Origin of the sequence: Leifsonia sp. NPDC058248 (assembly GCF_042881905.1) — a bacterium.
Taxonomy (GTDB): domain Bacteria; phylum Actinomycetota; class Actinomycetes; order Actinomycetales; family Microbacteriaceae; genus Leifsonia.
This window is the reverse complement of record NZ_JBHVXB010000002.1, coordinates 378244-396118: the sequence shown is the minus strand read 5'-3', so window position 1 is coordinate 396118 and position 17875 is coordinate 378244. Positions and strand designations below refer to the sequence as shown.

Here is a 17875-nt window from a genome sequence, read left to right as displayed (position 1 = left end):
GTGAGCGGTTCTTATCTCGATGAAGACGAGGTGAGCGCCGCGCGCGCGAGCGAACTCGTCGAGGCGGGCTCGGCCTGGCTGCTCGACGTCCGTGAGGCGTACGAGTGGGAGGCCGGGCACGCGCCCGGCGCCCACCACATCCCGCTCTACGAGGTCGAGGCGCGACAGCACGAACTGCCGGAGACGGAGCAGATCCTGGTGATCTGCCACACCGGCGCACGGTCCAGGCTGGTGACCGACGCCCTCAACCGGGCCGACTACCCGACGGCGAACGTGGCCGGCGGGATGGACGCCTGGCAGGCATCCGGAGCCGCTGTGGTTCGCGACGACGGGTCGCCCGGAGCAGTCGTCTGAACGCGGGAACCGTCTCTGCGACCGAGCCGGGTCCGGCGACCACGATAATGGAGGACAGGAGGCGCGCCCATGGTTGACACATCGACACCGCAGGCATCATTGCGCCGCCTCGTGCCGCGGATCTTCTCCCGGGCTCAGCCGGCAGGAGCGGTCGACACGCTCATCCGCACGGTCCGGCTGCACCATCCGAAAGCCGACCTGTCGCTCATCGAGCGCGCATACTCGGTGGCCGAACGCGCCCACTCCGGTCAGAAGCGCCGCTCGGGCGAGCCGTACATCACGCATCCGGTCGCCGTCGCCCAGATTCTCGCCGACCTCGGGATCGGTGCGAAGACCATCGCCGCCGCTCTCCTGCACGACACGGTCGAAGACACCGAGTACACGCTCGACGAGCTGCGCGACGCGTTCGGCGACGAGATCGCGATGCTCGTCGACGGCGTGACCAAGCTCGACAAGGTCAAGTACGGCGACAGCGCGCAGGCCGAGACCGTGCGCAAGATGATCGTCGCGATGTCCAAAGACATCCGCGTGCTCATCATCAAGCTGGCCGACCGCCTGCACAACGCCCGCACCTGGGGCTTCGTGCCGGCCGCCTCTGCCACGCGCAAGGCGACCGAGACGCTGGAGATCTACGCCCCGCTGGCCCATCGCCTCGGAATCCAGACCATCAAGTGGGAACTGGAAGACCTCTCGTTCGCGGTGCTCTACCCCAAGCTCTACGCGGAGATCGAAAGCCTCGTGCGTCAGCGCACCCCGGAGCGGGAGCGCCTGGTTCAGCAGGTGATCGACGCGATCAACGACGACCTCAAGGGCGCGAAGATCCGCGGCAAAGTCGTCGGCCGGCCCAAGCAGTACTACTCGATCTACCAGAAGATGGTCGTGCGCGGTCGTGAATTCGACGAGATCTACGACCTGGTGGGCATTCGGGTGCTCGTCAACTCCGTGCGCGACTGCTACGCAGTGCTCGGCTCGATCCACGCACGCTGGACGCCGATGCCCGGTCGCTTCAAGGACTACATCGCGACGCCCAAGTTCAACCTGTACCAGTCGCTGCACACCACGGTCATCGGTCCGGAGGGCCGCCCGGTCGAGATCCAGATCCGCACCGAGGAGATGCATCAGCGTGCCGAGTTCGGTGTGGCCGCGCACTGGAAGTACAAGGAGCAGACCACCGGCAAGAGCTCCGGAGGCCCGGCCAAGGACGACACCGACCTCGCCTGGCTCGCCCACCTGTCCGACTGGCAGGCAGAGACCGCCGACCCGAGCGAGTTCCTCGACTCGCTGCGGTTCGAGATCGGCGCCAAAGAGGTCTACGTCTTCACCCCGAAGGGGCGGGTCATCGGCCTTCCCGCCGGCGCGACGCCGGTCGACTTCGCGTATGCGGTTCACACCGAGGTCGGGCACCGCACGATGGGCGCCAAGGTCAACGGACGCCTCGTCCCCCTCGAGAGTTCGCTCACCACGGGCGACGTGGTCGAGGTCTTCACCTCGAAGAACCCCGACTCCGGCCCCAGCCAGGACTGGCTCAACTTCGTCAAGAGTCCGCGCGCCCGCAACAAGATCCGTCAGTGGTTCACCAAGGAGCGCCGCGACGAGGCCATCGAGCAGGGCAAGGACGCGATCGCTCGCGCCATGCGCAAACAGAATCTGCCGCTGCAGAAGCTGATGTCGCAGGACTCCCTGGTCGAGGTGGCCTCGCTGCTCAAGTACGACGACGTCTCGTCGCTCTACGCGGCCGTCGGCGAAGGCCATGTCTCGACCCAGTCGGTGATCGAGAAGATCGTCGCCTCGGTGCAGACCGATGCCGAGAGCGATGGGGGCGACCTCGACCTTCCCGTCAAGGGGCGCTCCCGTCAGCTGCGGCACAGCGACTCGGGCGTGCTGGTGCGAGGGGCTCCCGACATCCTGGTCAAGCTCGCGAAGTGCTGCACACCCGTGCCGGGCGACCCGATCGTCGGCTTCGTGACCCGCGGCGCCGGCGTCTCCGTGCACCAGGCGAACTGCCACAACGTGCAGTCGCTCCTGCAGGAGCCCGACCGGATGATCGACGTCGAGTGGGCTCCGAGCTCCAAGAGCGTCTTCCTCGTGCAGATCCAGGTGGAGGCGCTCGACCGTTCCGGGCTGCTCTCGGATGTGACCCGTGTGCTCTCCGAGTACCACGTGAACATCCTGTCGGCCACCGTGACGACCTCGAGCGACCGTCTCGCGCTCAGCCGGTTCGTCTTCGAGATGGGCGACACGACCCACCTCGACCGGGTGCTGAACGCCGTTCGGCGCATCGACGCGGTGTACGACGTGTATCGCGTCAGCGCGGGCTGATTCGGGGCTCAGGGCAGAAGCGACGCCGCCGGCCCGGCACGCGCAGCCATGCGGTCGAGAACGCCCAGACGCACGAGAGCTCTGCGGGTGCCCGGCGAGTGAAGGTGCCGCCGGATGCGATCGCGGCAGTCTGCGGCGCTTGCACCGGCGAACCGGAGCAGGGCCGCGACCTCCAGCGCCACCACCGGACCGAACCGGCGCTCGGTCCGCAGCAGGTCGACCGCCGTTCGCAGCGGTGAGGTCACCCGTGCACCACCCAGCCGGACGACGTCGCCGCGAGTCAGGGCGGCCTGTCGCACGTCGAGTCCGATCGTCCCCACGGCCGCGCCCCGTCGGGTGCGGTCGACGCACACCTGCAGCGCCGTGGGCGGGCTCGCACGGGCGCCGTGCACCCAGGACGATGTTCCCCGATCGGCGATGACGGAAGGCGGCGTGACCGCGGCGAACGCTTCGGCGCGGAGCTCCGCCGAGTCCGCCGTGTCGATCGTGGCGAACAGGTCGCCGACGCGATAGAGCTGCCCGTCGAGCCGCACAGCGCACAACTCAGCGAGCGGGAAGGCCGGAGCGCCGAGCAGCCGGGGGAGTGCCGATGTCATGGCTCCAGCATCCCGGACCGCAACCCGAAACGGCCGGATCGTGTTCGAGCTGTGGACAACTCGGCCTGTGGAAGAGCCGGTAGGGGCTACCCCAGGGCGTCGAGCCAGATCTTGCGAGCGTCGAGGGCTTCCTGCGCTTCTTTGACCTTGCCCTGATCGCCCGTGGCCTTGGCATCCTCGAGCTCCTGCTCGAGCTTGGCGATGGCATCCGTGAGCTGACTGGCGAGGCCCTCGGTGCGAGCCTTCTTCTCGGGGTTGTTGCGCTCCCAGTGATCCTCGTCGAGTTTGCGCACGGCGGCCTCGACTTTGCGCAGCCGATCTTCGATCACCCGGACCTGATCGCGCGGAACGCGCCCGATCTCGTCCCAGCGCTGCTGGATCGACAGCAGGGCGGCGCGAGCCGACTCCCGGTCTGTGGCCTTGAGCAGCGGCTCGGCCTCGTCGAGCAGCTCGAGCTTGAGCTGCAGGTTGGCCGAGTACTCTTCGTTGTCCTTCGCGTCGACTTCGGCTTTGGCCGAGTAGATCGCGTCGCCCGCGGCCTTGAAGCGAGCCCACAGAGCGTCGTCGTTGCGCTTGCCGGCGCGACCGGCCAGCTTCCACTGGTCGAGGAGCTGACGATACTCCGGCACGCCGTCCGCGCCGCGGGGGATGAGCGCCTCGGCCTGCTCGATCAGTGCGGTCTTGCGGGCGCGCACGTCGCGGTGCTGGTTGTCGAGCTCGGCGAAGAAGGCCTTGCGGTTGTGCTCGATGGTCGAGCGGGCGGTGCGGAACCGCTTCCAGAGCTCGTTCGCCTCGTTCTTGGGGATGCGCGGACCCTCGTGCTGGTGCGTCTGCCAGCGGGCGAACAGGGCGTCGAGCGCCGTGGTCGTCTGCTTCCACTGCGTGCGCGCCGGGTCTTCGGCGGCGAGGGCCTCGGCCTCGACCACGATCGCCGTGCGCTCGGCGACGGCCTGCTCGACCTGTGCCCTGGCTTCGGCGCTCTGCTGCTCGGTGAGCTCTTCGACGGTGCCGCCGAGGGTGTCGAGCCGGGTGGCGAGGGCGGCGAGGTCGCCCACGGCGTTCGCGCCCGTGACGTTCTCGCGCAGTGTCGCCACAGCCTTGGAGATGTCGGACGCCGGCGCACCGCGCTTGGCGCGCTGCTCCAGCAGGGTCACCTGGCCGGCCAGGTCGGTGTACTTGCGCTCGAAGTAGGCGAGCGCCTCTTCTGCCGTGCCGTCGGGGTATTGGCCGACGACCCGCTCGCCGTCGCCCTCGCGTACGAAGACGGTGCCTGTCTCATCGACACGACCCCACGGTTGCTGATCAGTTGTAGCCAAGAGCCTCACCTTGCTGACGACGTTCCCGAGCGGATGACCGCCCACAATTGCGTTTCAGCCTATTGCACGCGCGGGCGACGTGCAGCCGCGGCGCCACGAACGGTCACTGAAGCGTGAAGCTGTCGATCGTGGTGGTGACCGCCGGCTTGCCGTCGGTGCCGCCGCCCTGCACGCCCTTGTCGGTGACCTTGGAGATCAGTTCGTCGAGACCGGTGGTCACCTTTCCGAGCACGGTGTAGCCGCCCGCGGAGTCCGACGGGATGGTGGTGTCCTTGTAGACGATGAAGAACTGGCTGCCCTGGCTGTTCGCGTTGTCGCTCTGGCGGGCCATCGCGAGCGTGCCCGCCGGGTAGACGTTGTCCTTCGGGGCGTTCTCGATCGGCCCGTACGCGTATCCGGGCCCGCCGGTGCCGTCGCCCTTGGGGTCGCCGCACTGCAGCACGTAGAAGCCGCCGGTCGTGAGCCGGTGGCAGTTCAGCCCGTTGTAGAAGCCCTTCTGCGTCAATGCGATGGTCGACGAGACCGCCTGAGGAGCCGTGCTCCCGTCGAGCTCGACGCCGAGCGGGATGCCGTTGATCGAGAGCGTGCCTGTCCAGTTCCGATTGCCGGCGAGGGTCTTCGGCGGGAGCGTGTACGTCTGTGCGGAGGCCGAGGCGGACGGGGTCGGCGTGGCGGACACGGACGGCGTCGGCGTGGCAGACGGCGAGCCGGATGCGCTCGGCGTTCCCGGCTGCGCGAAGTAGAGCAGCTGCGTCGCCACGGCGAGCACGACCACGATCAGCACGGCGCCGCCGGCGATCCAGTTGTCGCGTACGCGCCGCTTCGCTCGGGTCTCGTGCACGGTCTGGCGCGCCTGGTATGCGCGCAGCCGCTCGCGCGCCTGCCTGGTTTCGCGGTCGTTCTGCCTGTTTGATGCCACGTGATTCCTCCGAAAGGCGCGCCGTCGTGCGAGAGACTCTCGATCCGTCGCGCCACCGGCCGCGGATCAGGATGAACTTTATGCGACGAGGCTATGCGTGACAAAGTCGCCGCTCCCAGTTTCGGTGTCGGCGGCACCAACTAGCCTGTAGTGATGGTCGATGTGCAACCCGGGCTCCGAACAGGGGCGACGCCGTTGGCCGTGCGCATGCGCCCGAAATCGCTCGACGAGGTCGCCGGTCAGAAGCATCTGCTGCGTCCGGGCTCACCGCTGGTGAGTCTCGCCTCCGACCAGAGCGGCGAGACCGGCTCGGTGTCCGTGATCCTCTGGGGGCCGCCCGGCACTGGCAAGACCACGCTCGCACAGGCGATCGCCCACTCGTCCGGTCGCAAGTTCGTCGAGCTCTCCGCTGTGACGGCCGGCGTCAAAGACGTGCGCCTGGTGATGGACGAAGCGCTGTCGACCCGCGACCTCTACGGTGTCTCCACCGTGCTGTTCCTCGACGAGATCCACCGCTTCACCAAGGCCCAGCAGGATGCACTGCTGCCCGGCGTCGAGAACGGCTGGGTCATCCTGGTCGCGGCCACCACCGAGAATCCGTCGTTCTCGGTGATCTCGCCGCTCCTCTCGCGTTCCCTCCTGCTCACGCTGGAGACCCTGAGCGACGACGACCTCGGCACGGTGGTCGACCGCGCCGTGGCCGACGAACGGGGCCTCGCCGGCCAGTACACACTCGATCCCGAGGCGCGGGCCGCGATCATCCGGCTGGCTTCGGGGGATGCCCGGCGAGCGCTCACGGCGCTCGAGGCCGCTTCGGTGAGCGCCGCGTCGTCCACACCGGCCACCTCCAAGAAGAAGCCGGTGATCACGGCCGAGCTGGTCGCGCAGGCGGTGGACCGGGCGCTGCTGCGCTACGACCGCAACGGCGACGAGCACTACGACGTGATCAGCGCGTTCATCAAGTCGGTGCGCGGTTCCGACGTCGACGCCTCGCTGCACTACCTCGCCCGCATGATCGAGGCGGGGGAGGACCCGCGGTACATCGCGCGCCGCATCATCATCCTGGCGTCCGAAGACATCGGCATGGCCGACCCGCAGGCGCTCGTGATCGCGGTCGCGGCCGCCGACGCGGTGCAGCTCATCGGGATGCCCGAGGGGCGCATCCCGTTGGCTCAGGCCGTCGTGCACCTCGCCACCGCGCCCAAGTCGAACGCGGCCTACATGGCCCTGGATGCGGCGATCGCCGATGTGCGCGCCGGCCGCATCGGACGCGTGCCCAAGCACCTGCGCGACGCCCACTACCCGGGAGCCAAACGGCTCGGTCACGGCAAGGGCTATCAGTACCCGCACGACGACGCCCTCGGTGTGCTCCGCCAGCAGTATCTGCCCGACGAGCTGACCGACGCGAGCTACTACCAGCCCACGGAGCACGGCAACGAGCGGGACGTCTCCGCGCGGCTCGCCAAGCTCCGCAAGATCGTGCGCGGACGCTAGTCCGGGTTCTGTTAGAATTGCTGGGCCTAGAAGCGTGTGTCGCGTGCGGCTGCGTCGACACAAGCTCTCGAAGGGACTGGCCCTGTAGCCGGGCGTCCTGGGCGACATCCCTCTAATTTTTGCAGCACGAAGTGTGCTGCGTTCACTGTGTTAGAGAGACAACCGAAAGGAACTCGTGTCTACCAAGTCACGTACCCGTAGCAAGACCCGCCTGTCGCGGTCACTGGGCATCGCCCTGACCCCGAAGGCCGCCAAGTACCTCGAGAAGCGTCCGTACGCTCCCGGAGAGCACGGCCGCACCAAGCGCAAGGCCGACTCGGACTACGCCGTTCGTCTGCGCGAGAAGCAGCGTCTGCGTGCCCAGTACGGCATCCGCGAGAAGCAGCTGAAGATCGCCTTCGAAGAGGCTCGCCGCACCAACGGACTGACCGGTGAGAACCTGGTCGAGCTCCTCGAGATGCGTCTCGACGCCCTCGTGCTGCGTGCCGGTTTCGCCCGCACCACGGCGCAGGCGCGCCAGATGGTCGTGCACCGTCACATCCTCGTCGACGGCAACCTCGTCGACCGTCCCTCGTTCCGCGTCAAGCCGGGTCAGCTGATCCACGTCAAGGCACGCTCCGAGGGCACCGAGCCCTTCCAGGTCGCGGCCGCCGGCGGACACGTCGACGTCCTGCCGAAGACGCCGGCCTACCTCGACGTCGAACTCGACAAGCTGCACGCTCGTCTGGTCCGCCGCCCGAAACGCGCCGAGGTCCCCGTGACGTGTGAAGTCCAGCTCGTCGTCGAGTACTACGCGGCCCGTTAAGGCTCGCGAAGACTCCCGGAACGGGGTCGTGGCTTCGGCCGCGGCCCCGTTTCTTCGTCGCCGGGGTCGCGGTGAGGCTACGCTGGTGGGAGTATGCCGATGACGGAATGGATGGTGGGCACGTGTCTGGTGGCGACATCGCAGGACTGATCGCGGCAGTCGTCTTCGCCGTGCTCGTCGGGTTCATCGCGATCCCGTTGGTGAAATTCGGCCGTGTGCTCGATCAGACGCGCGCGGCGATCAAAGACGCGAGCGACGGCATCACGCCGATCCTCGACGAGACGGTCACGACCATCCAGGAGACGAACAAACAGCTCGCCCGCGTCGACGTGATCACCAAGAACGTCGCGGATGTGACAGGCAACGTGTCGGCGCTGGTGGCGCTCTTCGCCGCCACGGTGGGCGGACCGCTGATCAAACTGGCCGGGTTCAGTGCGGCCGTGCGTGCCGCATTCAAGGCGGCGGGCGGCCGGTCCGGCACCGGCAGCGGCTCTCGGCGATCGCGCGGGACCACGCACTAAACTGACCGAGGCGCGCGGGTTGCTCCGCGTGCCCAATCCACTTCAGGGAGTATTCGGAATGAAGAGTTTTCTGTGGCTCATCGTCGGCGTCGCGCTCGGATTCGTCGTGGCGCACAAGATGAACGAGACCCCGCAGGGCAAGCAGTTCTTCAGCTCGCTCGACAAGAAGGCACGTGACTTCGGCGAGGCCGTCAGCGACGGCTACCGTCAGCGCGAGGCCGAGCTCCGCTCCGCGATCGACGGCGACTGACCCGCGGACCGCTCCACACCATCCACCCCTCTTCACCGCTCGGAACCCATGCAGACTGCTGAAATCCACCGCCGCTGGCTCGACTTCTTCGCCCAGCGCGGTCACACCGTCGTCCCGTCCGCCTCGCTCGTCAGCGACGACCCGTCGCTCCTGTTCACCGTGGCCGGCATGGTTCCGTTCGTCCCGTACCTCACCGGTCTCGTGCCGTCGCCGTTCCCGCGCGCGACGAGCGTTCAGAAGTGCATCCGGACCCTGGACATCGAGGAGGTCGGCAAGACGCCCCGGCACGGCACCTTCTTCCAGATGTGCGGCAACTTCTCGTTCGGCGACTACTTCAAAGAGCAGGCGATCACCTTCGCGTGGGACCTGCTGACGATGTCGGAGGACGACGGCGGGCTGGGCTTCTCCCCGGACGACCTGTGGGTCACGGTGTACGAAGACGACGACGAGGCGCGGCAGATCTGGCGTCGCGTGGCGGGTCTGCCCGAGGAGCGCATCCAGGGCCTCGGCAAGGACACCAACTACTGGTCGACCGGCCAGCCGGGCCCGGCCGGTCCCTGCTCGGAGATCTTCTTCGACCGCGGCCCCGCCTACGGCATCGACGGCGGACCGGCGACCGACGACGACCGCTACGTCGAGATCTGGAACCTCGTGTTCATGCAGTATCTGCGCGGCGAGGGGACGGGCAAGGCCGACTTCGAGATCCTCGGCGACCTGCCCAAGAAGAACATCGACACCGGCATGGGGCTGGAGCGCGTAGCGTTCCTCAAGCAGGGCGTCGAGAACATGTACGAGATCGACCAGGTGCGCCCGGTGCTCGACCGCGCGGCCGAGCTGGCCGGCAAGAACTACGGCGCGGTCCACGACGACGACGTGCGCCTGCGCGTGATCGCGGACCACGTGCGCAGCGCTCTCATGCTGATGTCCGACGGCGTGACGCCATCGAATGAAGGGCGCGGGTACATCCTGCGCCGGCTGATGCGCCGCACGGTGCGCGCGATGCGCCTCCTCGGCGTCGACCGTCCCACCTTCCCCGAGCTGTTCACGGTGTCGCGCGACGCGATGAAGGCGGCGTACCCCGAGGTCGGCAACGACTTCGCGCGCATCTCCCAGCTGGCCTATGCAGAAGAGGAGACGTTCCTTCGCACGCTGGTCGCGGGCACGGGCATCCTCGACACCGCGGTCGCGAACACGCAGCGCGCCGGCAAGAAGGAGCTCGCCGGCGACACGGCGTTCCTGCTGCACGACACGTACGGATTCCCGATCGACCTCACGCTCGAGATGGCGGAGGAGGCGGGCCTCACTGTCGATCGCACGGCGTTCGACAGCCTGATGGCCGATCAGCGCTCCCGCGCCAAGGCGGACGCCAAGGCGAAGAAGACCGCACTGGCCGACCTGTCCGTCTACAGCGCGTTCCGCTCGCACGGCGAGACCGTGTTCACCGGCTACACGGAGCTCGAGACCGAGTCGAGCATCCTGGGCCTGATCGTCGACGGCGCCTCGGTGACGAAGGCGACCGAGGGACAGGTGGCCGAGGTCATCCTCGGAGCCACGGCGCTCTACGCGGAGTCCGGCGGTCAGGACGCCGACGCCGGCACGATCGTCGGTCCGGGCTACGAGCTCGACGTCCTCGATGTGCAGAAGCCCGTGAAGGGCCTGATCAGCCACAAGGTGCTCGTGCGCAGTGGCGAGGTGGGCGTCGGTTCGCCGGCGACGAGCCTGGTCGACCGCGACTACCGGCGCGGTGCGCGGCAGGCGCACTCCGGAACCCACATCATCCACGCGGCGTTGCGGCAGGTGCTCGGCTCGAACGCCCACCAGTCCGGCTCGTACAACAAGGCCGGCTACTTGCGACTCGACTTCTCGTGGAACCAGGCGCTCTCGCCCGAGACCCGCACCGAGATCGAGGAGATCTCGAACAACGCCATTCGGCAGAACTTCGAGGTCACCACCCGCGAGATGCCCCTGGCGGAAGCCAGGGCGCTCGGCGCGATGGCGCTGTTCGGCGAGAAGTACGGCGACACCGTGCGCGTCGTCGACATCGACGGAGCGTGGTCTCGTGAGCTCTGCGCCGGAACCCACGTGATCTCGAGCTCCGAGATCGGCATGATCAACCTGGTGAGCGAGTCGTCGGTCGGATCCACCAACCGCCGCGTGGAATCGCTGGTCGGCCTGGAGGCGTTCCGCGACCTCGCCGTCGAGCGCACCATCGTGTCGCAGCTGTCCGGAAACCTGAAGACGCCGCGTGAGCAGCTCCCCGAGAAGATCGCCGACCTGATGGCCAACCTGAAGGCGGCCGAGAAACGCATCGCCGCCTTCGAGGCGCGCGCGGTGCTCGACAAGGTGCCGGCGCTGCTCGAGAGCTCCGCGCGTCACGGGGCGTTCACCGTCGTGTCTCAGGATGCCGGATCGCTCAGCTCCGCCGACGATCTGCGTCTGCTCGTCACCACTGTGCGGGAACGCCTCGGCTCCGACCCGGCGGTCGTCGCGCTGGCGGCACGCGCGGGGGAGAAGCCCGTCGTGATCGTGGCCACCAACCAGGCCGCGCGTGACGCGGGGGCGAACGCCGGTGCGCTCGCCAAGACCGCGTCCGGCGTGCTCGGAGGCGGCGGTGGTGGCAAGCCCGACCTCGCGCAGGGTGGCGGAACCGACGTCGAAGCGATTCCGGCAGCGCTCCGCGCGGTGACGTCGGCGATAGCCGGATAGCGCGTGCGAACGGGAGTGCGGCTCGGGATCGACGTCGGCAAGGTCAGGATCGGCGTCAGCCGGTCCGACCCCCACGGGATGCTCGCGACGCCCGTGGAGACGGTCGCCCGCTCCGAAGATGCTGCGGATCGGCGTAGGATCGCGGAGATTGTGACCGAACTCGGAGTTTTCGAGATTATCGTCGGACTGCCTCTGGCGCTTTCGGGAGCACACACGGCATCCACTGCTGACGCGGTCGGATTCGCGACCGCTCTCGGAGCGGACGTCGACGTGCCGGTGCGCCTCGTGGACGAACGGCTGTCGACCGTTTCTGCCCACTCCGCGCTCCGAGCATCCGGCAAGAACGCCAAAAGTGCGCGTCCGGTGGTGGATCAGGTGGCCGCCACGATAATTTTGCAGCACGCCCTCGACGCGGAGCGCGCTACAGGTCATCCGCCGGGCACCTCCATCGAACCGAACATTGGACCTTAGTTTGTCGCAGAACCCACATCCTCCTGGGCCTGGCGAAACCATTCCGCCCGCGGACGCCGAACGCGAGTTCGACCCCTTCGACGCGCTGTTCGACGACGGCATGCCCGAGGTGACGACCGCTCCGGCGGAGCCGACCCGTGTCGCCGACGCTCCGGCCGCGCCGGTCGTTCCGGTCGTTCCGGATGCGCCGGTCGTTGCGGATGCGCCGGTCGCTCCGGCCGTGCGGCGTGCGCCGAGGACGCGCCGCGAGGCGAGGGAGGCTCAGGGGGGATCGCCGCTGACCGCCGAGGTGCCGGTTCAGAATGGCGCGGAGGAGATCGCCGCAGCGTCCGAGACGGACGGCGGACCGGCGCGAGACGGGTCGGCCCCGCCGGAGTCGCCGCTCGCCTGGAGACAGCAGCACTATGTGTCGCACGAGAAGCCGCGCAAGAAGAAGCGCAGCCTGAAGCCGCTCTGGGTGACACTCCTGGTCGTCGCGATCCTGGGCGGGCTCGCCGGTGGCGCCTACGCCGCCTTCCAGCCGCAGGTGGCGAAGCTGGTCGAGGCGATCACCCCCAAGAACAACGACTACAGCGGGAGCGGGACCGGGTCGGTGCTCGTCTCGATCGCCTCGGGCGACACGGGATCGGATGTCGCCACCAAACTGCACTCGGCCGGAGTCACGAAGAGCTACGAGGCCTTCTATTCGCTCCTGCTGCGGCAGAAGCCCGAGGTCCAGTTCCAGCCGGGCGCGTTCAAGCTCGCGAAGCAGATGAGCGCGCAGTCGGCGCTCCTCGCGCTGGAGGACCCGGCGTCGCGGGTCGAGAACACGGCGGTGATCCCCGAAGGGACGGCGGAGAAGGACATCCTCCCGATCGTCGCCGACGCCACGAAGATCCCGGTCGCCGACCTCACGGCCGCTGCGGCCAATCCGGCGCAATACGGAGTGCCAGCGCAGGCGAAGACCCTCGAAGGGTTCCTGTTCCCGGCGACGTACACCTTCGCCCCGGGCATCACGGCCCACGATGCGATCAAGACGCTCGTCGACCGCTCGTTCCAGGCGCTCGACGAGGCGGGCGTCGCGCCCGCCGACCGTTGGAAGACGGTCGTGCTCGCGTCGATCGTCCAGCGCGAAGCCGGACTCGCCCCCGACTACCCGAAGGTGTCGCGGGTGTTCCTGAACCGGCTCGCTCAGGGCTGGAAGCTGCAATCGGACGCGACGGTCGCGTACGGAACCGGTAACACGCACACGGTGACGACGACAGACGCCGAACGCGCGAACGCTGCGAACCTCTACAACACGTACGTGCATCCGGGACTGCCGGTCGGGCCGATCTCGAACCCCGGCGACCTGGCGATCAATGCGGCACTCCACCCGGCCGCCGGACCGTGGATGTTCTTCGTGACGTGGAACCTGAAGACCGGTGAGACCATCTTCTCGACGACGGTCGAAGAGCACGACGCGGCCGTCGCCAAATGGCAGCAATGGATGAGGGACAACCCAGGCTATGGATAAGAAGCAAGGCGCGCGCGGCGCCGGCAAGGCCGCATCGACCGGGAAGGCTGAGAAGCCGACGGCCGACACGGACGTCGACGCGGTCACGGAGCTCGAAGGGCGATTCGCGGACGACGAGGGTGCGGAGCCGGACGAGGCCGCGGAGGTCGACGGGGTCGTCGACGACATCGTCGAGCCGGCCGTGATGGGCGACGACGCGGCGGCCGACGACGATTCGGCCGAGCCGGAGATCGCCGACCGTGTGCCTGAGACGCTGGACGCCGAGGAGAACGGTGTCTCGGAGGCCGAGGCCGAGGCCGGGATCGCCGCGCTGGTCGAAGCGGAGCGCGCCCTCGAAGCGGAGGAGGCCGCCGTCGCCGAGGCCGAGGAGGCCGAAGAGCTGGAAGAGCCCGACGACGACGTGGTCGAGGAGCTCGAGGCAGTCGAGGAACTCGAGGTGGTCGAAGCACCGGCGGCTCCCGCAGCACCGGCGACCAAGCCGGCACGCAAGAGCAAGGCTCCGGTGCGCAAGCTCGCTGTGCTCGGATCCCCGATCGACCACTCGAAGTCTCCGGCCCTCCACCGAGCGGCCTACGAAGCGCTCGGGCTGAACTGGGAGTACGGGACCGCCGACGTCACCGGAGACGGCCTCGCCGACTTCATCGCCGGGCTCGGCCACGAATGGCGTGGGCTCTCGCTGACGATGCCGCTCAAGCAGAGCGTCATCCCGCTGCTCGACGAGATCGACCGCGTGGCCGAGCAGACCGGCGCCGCGAACACGGTGCTTTTCGACGACGGAGTGACGCGCGGCTTCAACACCGATGTGTCCGGGATCGTGCGCGCCCTGGCGGCCGCCGGTCTGGAGAGCGCACGGTTCGTGCACATCCTCGGTGGGGGTGCCACGGCCGCATCCGCGCTCGTCGCAGCCGCGGAGCTGGGAGCCGAGCGGGTAGACGTCTACGCGCGTTCGCTGGGGCGCAGCGTCTGGCTCGAGCCGCTCGCGCACGAGCTGGGACTGATGATCCGGATCAGGCCCACCAGTCAGGCGGACCGCTCGCTCGACATCCCCGACCTCGTGATCAGCACCCTGCCGGGAGGTGTGACCACGGATGCGCTCTACACGGACTCGACCAGACGTCGCGCGCTCCTGCTCGATGTCTCCTACGACCCGTGGCCCAGCGTGCTGGGCGCTGCCTGGCAGGCTGTCGGCGGCCGGGTCGTCTCCGGGCTGGCCATGCTCGCGCATCAGGCGCTTCTGCAGGCCCGCATCTTCGTGACCGGCGATCCGCTTCAGGCGCTCGACCATGAGGAAACCGTCCTCGCGGTGATGCTCGAAGCCGTCGGGATCGACGAGACCGGCGCCCCGCTCGAGTAGCGGGCGACCGAGGGCGACGTCGGGCGGCCTCGTGCCGCTATGCCAGAATCGAATCATGCTTCGTTGGCTCACGGCCGGGGAATCCCACGGCCCCGAACTCATCGCCCTGCTCGAAGGACTGCCGGCAGGCGTGCCGGTCTCCCTCGACGCGATCCGCGCGGACCTCGCGCGCCGCAAACTCGGCTATGGCCGGGGCGCTCGCATGAAGTTCGAACAGGATGCCCTCGAGATCTCGGGCGGAGTCCGTCACGGCTACACGCTCGGCAGCCCGATCGCCGTCCGCATCGGCAACACCGAATGGCCCAAGTGGGTCGACGTCATGAGTGCCGAGCCGGTCGACGAGGAGAAGCTCGCCGGCGGCCGCGGGGCGGCCTTGACGCGTCCCCGACCCGGCCACGCCGACCTCGTGGGCATGCAGAAGTACGGCTTCGACGAGGCACGGCCCATCCTGGAGCGCGCCAGCGCCCGTGAGACGGCCGCCCGGGTGGCGCTCGGCGCGGTCGCCCGGTCGTTCCTGGAACAGCTCGGCATCACCCTCGTCAGCCACACCCTGTCCATCGGGCCCGTTCGCGTCCCCGAGGGCTCGCCGCTCCCGCTGCCGAGCGATGTCGGCACGCTCGATGCCGATCCGCTGCGCTGCTTCGACCCGCGGACCTCCGCCGAGATGGTCGCGGAGGTGGACGCCGCCCGCAAGGACGGCGACACACTCGGCGGCGTGGTCGAGGTGCTGGCCTACGGTCTTCCGCCGGGGCTCGGCTCCCACGTGCACTGGGATCGCCGTCTCGACGCGCAGCTCGCCGCCGCCCTCATGGGCATCCAGGCGATCAAAGGCGTGGAGGTCGGCGACGGCTTCCTCACCACGACACGGCGCGGTTCGGAGGCTCACGACGAGCTCGTTCCCGGCGACGGCGAGATCTCTCGCACCAGCGACAAGGCCGGCGGCACCGAGGGCGGCATGAGCACCGGGACCGTGCTGCGCGTGCGAGCGGGGATGAAGCCCATCGCGACCATCCCGCACGCCCTGCGCACCGTCGACATCGCCACCAGCGAGGCCGCTCCCGCGCACCACCAGCGCTCCGACGTCTGCGCCGTTCCGGCTGCCGGGGTGGTCGCAGAGGCCATGGTCGCCCTGGTGCTCGCGAACGCCGTGCTGGAGAAGTTCGGCGGCGACTCGCTCGCCGAGACGTCGCGCAACCTGCGCGGCTACCTCGACGCGATCCCGGAGAACCTGGCGACGACGCGGCTGTCGGCGCCGTACGCGGAGTGAACGGTGTGACCATCGTCCTGATCGGGCCGCCCGCGGCAGGCAAGACCAGGGTGGGCAAGCGCCTGGCCAAACGCCTCGGGCTCGCTTTCGTCGACACCGACGCCGTCGTGGTCGCGCAGCACGGGCCGATCCCGGGCATCTTCGCCGAGCTCGGCGAGCCGCAGTTCCGGATGCTCGAGCGCACCGCAGTCGCCGAGGCGCTCGTGGAGCCGGGCGTGGTGTCGCTCGGCGGCGGCGCGGTGCTCGACCCCGACACCCGGACCGACCTCGCGGGCGCCACCGTGGTGCTGCTCACCGTGAGCCCCGAGGCGATCGCCTCCCGCATCGCCAACGCGAAACGGCCCCTCGTCACCGACCTCGAATCGTGGAAGCGGCTCGTCGCCAAGCGGGCCGACCTCTACGCCTCACTCGCCGACTACACGGCAGACACATCGACCAGCTCGATCGACACCATCGTGGAACAGATCGCCTCCTGGATCGAGGAAGGACAACGATGACCGACATCGCGAACGACCAGCCCACCGAGATCCTCGTCCCCGGGGAGCACCAGTATCCGGTGCTGGTGGGGCGGGGGCTGCGGTCCGACCTCTCGCGGTATCTGGGCTCCGGCGTCAGCAAGGTGCTGATCGTGCATCCGCCGACCCTCGGCGCCGCGGCCGCCGAACTCCGCGAGTCACTGGTGGGACGCTACGAGGTGCTTCTGGCCGAGGTCCCGGATGCCGAAGCGGCCAAGCGGGTCGAGGTCGCCGCCTTCTGCTGGCAGGTCATGGGGCAGGCCGACTTCACCCGGTCGGACGCCGTGATCGGCTTCGGCGGGGGATCGGTCACCGACCTCGCGGGGTTCGTCGCCGCCACCTGGCTGCGCGGCGTCCGCCTGCTGCAGGTGCCGACCACGCTGCTGGGCATGGTCGACGCGGCTGTCGGGGGCAAGACCGGCATCAATACGGCCGAGGGCAAGAACCTTGTCGGCGCGTTCTACGCTCCGGCTGCGGTGATCTGCGATCTCGACACCCTCACCTCACTCGGACGCAACGAGATCCTCGCGGGTTTCGGCGAGGTCGTGAAGTACGGTTTCATCGCCGATCCCGAGATCCTCGACATCATCGAGCGCGATGTCGACCGGGCCACCGATCCGGTCACTCCGGAGTTCCGGCGGCTGGTCGAGCTCTCCATCGGCATCAAGGCACGTGTCGTGGGGGAGGACTTCACCGAGCAGGGTCTTCGCGAGATCCTCAACTACGGGCACACCCTCGGCCACGCGATCGAGCATGCGGAGCGGTATCAGTGGCGGCACGGCGCCGCGGTCTCGGTCGGGATGATGTTCGCCGCCGAGCTCGCGCGGCTGAGCGGCCGCCTGAGCGATGAGGTGGTCGACCGTCATCGGAGCATCCTGGAGTCGCTCACCCTGCCGACCACATATCCTCTCGGGCGCTGGCAGACCCTTCTGGCTTCGATGCAGCGCGACAAGAAGGCGCGCGGCAGCCTGTTGCGCTTCATCGTGCTCGACGATGTGGCGCGGCCCACAGTGCTCGCCGGGCCCGACCAGAGTCTGCTGTTCGCGGCCTACCAGGAGATCGGGGCGTAACCGTGACCGAGAAGACGGTGGCTCAGAAGCTCCAGGTGAAGGCGGGCGACCGGGTTCTCGTCGTCGGGGGCACGCCCGAGGAGCAGGCCCTCCTCGGCGAACTTCCCGCGGGCGCGGCGGCGATGTCGTCGGCGCGCGCGCCGGGCGAAGCGGATGCGGCCGGCGCAGCGATCGCCGTGACCTTCGTGCACAGCCGTGACGAGCTCCTCGCTCGGTACGCGAGCGAGCTGCCGTCCCTCTCCGGTGCGCGGGCCGTGTGGTTCCTCTACCCGAAAGGCGGCCGGGCCGACGTCAACCGCGATGTCATCATGCGCGAGGCCGGTGCGTTCGGCTGGAGGGCCAACAGCAACGTCTCCGTGGACGACGGGTGGTCGGCGGTGCGCGTCCGTCCGCTCGCCGATGGCGAAGCGTCAGTAGGCTAAG

Annotated in this window: 17 protein-coding genes; 14 read left to right on the top strand and 3 right to left on the bottom strand. The window is 68.8% G+C overall.

What is annotated here, in order from left to right; all coding sequences use genetic code 11:
- Together ACFVV5_RS05045 and ACFVV5_RS05040 are read left to right on the top strand one after the other, a co-directional pair.
- A complete protein-coding gene (locus ACFVV5_RS05045; RefSeq protein ID WP_387239886.1) occupies positions 1–354 on the top strand; it encodes a rhodanese-like domain-containing protein in 354 nt (117 codons plus the stop codon).
- Between the two features lie 69 nt (positions 355–423).
- The gene (locus tag ACFVV5_RS05040) at positions 424–2673 is read left to right on the top strand and encodes a RelA/SpoT family protein (RefSeq protein ID WP_387239883.1); all 2250 of its coding nucleotides are present in this window, start codon (positions 424–426) and stop codon (positions 2671–2673) included.
- A gap of 8 nt (positions 2674–2681) precedes the next feature.
- Here ACFVV5_RS05040 and ACFVV5_RS05035 read toward each other — a convergent pair whose 3' ends face one another.
- The 3 genes from ACFVV5_RS05035 to ACFVV5_RS05025 form a co-directional block, all read right to left on the bottom strand.
- On the bottom strand, positions 2682–3269 hold the full coding sequence (locus ACFVV5_RS05035; RefSeq protein WP_387239880.1) for a type IV toxin-antitoxin system AbiEi family antitoxin: 588 nt from the start codon (positions 3267–3269) through the stop codon (positions 2682–2684).
- 86 nt (positions 3270–3355) lie between these two features.
- Entirely contained in the window at positions 3356–4585 is a 1230-nt protein-coding gene (locus tag ACFVV5_RS05030; protein ID WP_387239877.1) for a DUF349 domain-containing protein, read from the bottom strand.
- 103 nt (positions 4586–4688) lie between these two features.
- Positions 4689–5504, bottom strand: a complete 816-nt coding sequence (locus ACFVV5_RS05025) for a peptidylprolyl isomerase (RefSeq protein ID WP_387239874.1) — start codon at positions 5502–5504, stop codon at positions 4689–4691.
- A gap of 153 nt (positions 5505–5657) precedes the next feature.
- Here ACFVV5_RS05025 and ACFVV5_RS05020 point away from each other — a divergent pair, with 153 nt between their 5' ends.
- From ACFVV5_RS05020 to ACFVV5_RS04965, 12 genes are all read left to right on the top strand, one after another.
- Complete coding sequence (locus ACFVV5_RS05020; protein ID WP_387239871.1) at positions 5658–6998, top strand: replication-associated recombination protein A; 1341 nt, start codon at positions 5658–5660, stop codon at positions 6996–6998.
- A 175-nt stretch (positions 6999–7173) separates the two neighbouring features.
- Entirely contained in the window at positions 7174–7803 is a 630-nt protein-coding gene (gene rpsD / locus ACFVV5_RS05015; RefSeq protein WP_387239868.1) for a 30S ribosomal protein S4, read from the top strand.
- 122 nt (positions 7804–7925) lie between these two features.
- Positions 7926–8324, top strand: a complete 399-nt coding sequence (locus ACFVV5_RS05010; protein ID WP_387239865.1) for a DUF948 domain-containing protein — start codon at positions 7926–7928, stop codon at positions 8322–8324.
- A gap of 58 nt (positions 8325–8382) precedes the next feature.
- Positions 8383–8574, top strand: a complete 192-nt coding sequence (locus ACFVV5_RS05005; RefSeq protein ID WP_387239862.1) for a hypothetical protein — start codon at positions 8383–8385, stop codon at positions 8572–8574.
- Between the two features lie 48 nt (positions 8575–8622).
- On the top strand, positions 8623–11280 hold the full coding sequence (alaS, locus tag ACFVV5_RS05000; protein WP_387239859.1) for an alanine--tRNA ligase: 2658 nt from the start codon (positions 8623–8625) through the stop codon (positions 11278–11280).
- A gap of 3 nt (positions 11281–11283) precedes the next feature.
- Positions 11284–11751, top strand: coding sequence for a Holliday junction resolvase RuvX (ruvX, locus tag ACFVV5_RS04995; RefSeq protein WP_387239856.1), 468 nt, complete (start codon positions 11284–11286; stop codon positions 11749–11751).
- A 1-nt stretch (position 11752) separates the two neighbouring features.
- Positions 11753–13246, top strand: coding sequence for an endolytic transglycosylase MltG (gene mltG / locus ACFVV5_RS04990; protein WP_387239853.1), 1494 nt, complete (start codon positions 11753–11755; stop codon positions 13244–13246).
- The gene (locus tag ACFVV5_RS04985; protein ID WP_387239850.1) at positions 13239–14600 is read left to right on the top strand and encodes a shikimate dehydrogenase; all 1362 of its coding nucleotides are present in this window, start codon (positions 13239–13241) and stop codon (positions 14598–14600) included. Before mltG ends, ACFVV5_RS04985 begins: the two co-directional genes overlap by 8 nt.
- Before the next feature lie 55 nt (positions 14601–14655).
- A complete protein-coding gene (gene aroC, locus ACFVV5_RS04980) occupies positions 14656–15867 on the top strand; it encodes a chorismate synthase (protein WP_387239847.1) in 1212 nt (403 codons plus the stop codon).
- A gap of 5 nt (positions 15868–15872) precedes the next feature.
- Positions 15873–16364, top strand: coding sequence for a shikimate kinase (locus ACFVV5_RS04975; RefSeq protein ID WP_387239844.1), 492 nt, complete (start codon positions 15873–15875; stop codon positions 16362–16364).
- Positions 16361–17452 (top strand): 3-dehydroquinate synthase, encoded by a 1092-nt coding sequence (gene aroB, locus ACFVV5_RS04970; protein ID WP_387239841.1) that lies wholly within the window; start codon positions 16361–16363, stop codon positions 17450–17452. Before ACFVV5_RS04975 ends, aroB begins: the two co-directional genes overlap by 4 nt.
- Before the next feature lie 2 nt (positions 17453–17454).
- Positions 17455–17874 (top strand): hypothetical protein, encoded by a 420-nt coding sequence (locus ACFVV5_RS04965; protein ID WP_387239838.1) that lies wholly within the window; start codon positions 17455–17457, stop codon positions 17872–17874.
- Position 17875 lies beyond the last annotated feature (1 nt).

What these genes read in the sequence shown, in the direction of transcription:
- aroC (WP_387239847.1), top strand. Translation starts at nt 14,656, where the DNA reads ATGCTTCGTTGGCTCACGGCCGGGGAATCCCACGGCCCCGAACTCATC.
- ACFVV5_RS05005 (WP_387239862.1), top strand. Translation starts at nt 8,383, where the DNA reads ATGAAGAGTTTTCTGTGGCTCATCGTCGGCGTCGCGCTCGGATTCGTC.
- ACFVV5_RS04985 (WP_387239850.1), top strand. Translation starts at nt 13,239, where the DNA reads ATGGATAAGAAGCAAGGCGCGCGCGGCGCCGGCAAGGCCGCATCGACC.
- alaS (WP_387239859.1), top strand. Translation starts at nt 8,623, where the DNA reads ATGCAGACTGCTGAAATCCACCGCCGCTGGCTCGACTTCTTCGCCCAG.
- aroB (WP_387239841.1), top strand. Translation starts at nt 16,361, where the DNA reads ATGACCGACATCGCGAACGACCAGCCCACCGAGATCCTCGTCCCCGGG.
- ACFVV5_RS05040 (WP_387239883.1), top strand. Translation starts at nt 424, where the DNA reads ATGGTTGACACATCGACACCGCAGGCATCATTGCGCCGCCTCGTGCCG.
- ACFVV5_RS05035 (WP_387239880.1), bottom strand. Translation starts at nt 3,269, where the DNA reads ATGACATCGGCACTCCCCCGGCTGCTCGGCGCTCCGGCCTTCCCGCTC.
- ACFVV5_RS05020 (WP_387239871.1), top strand. Translation starts at nt 5,658, where the DNA reads ATGGTCGATGTGCAACCCGGGCTCCGAACAGGGGCGACGCCGTTGGCC.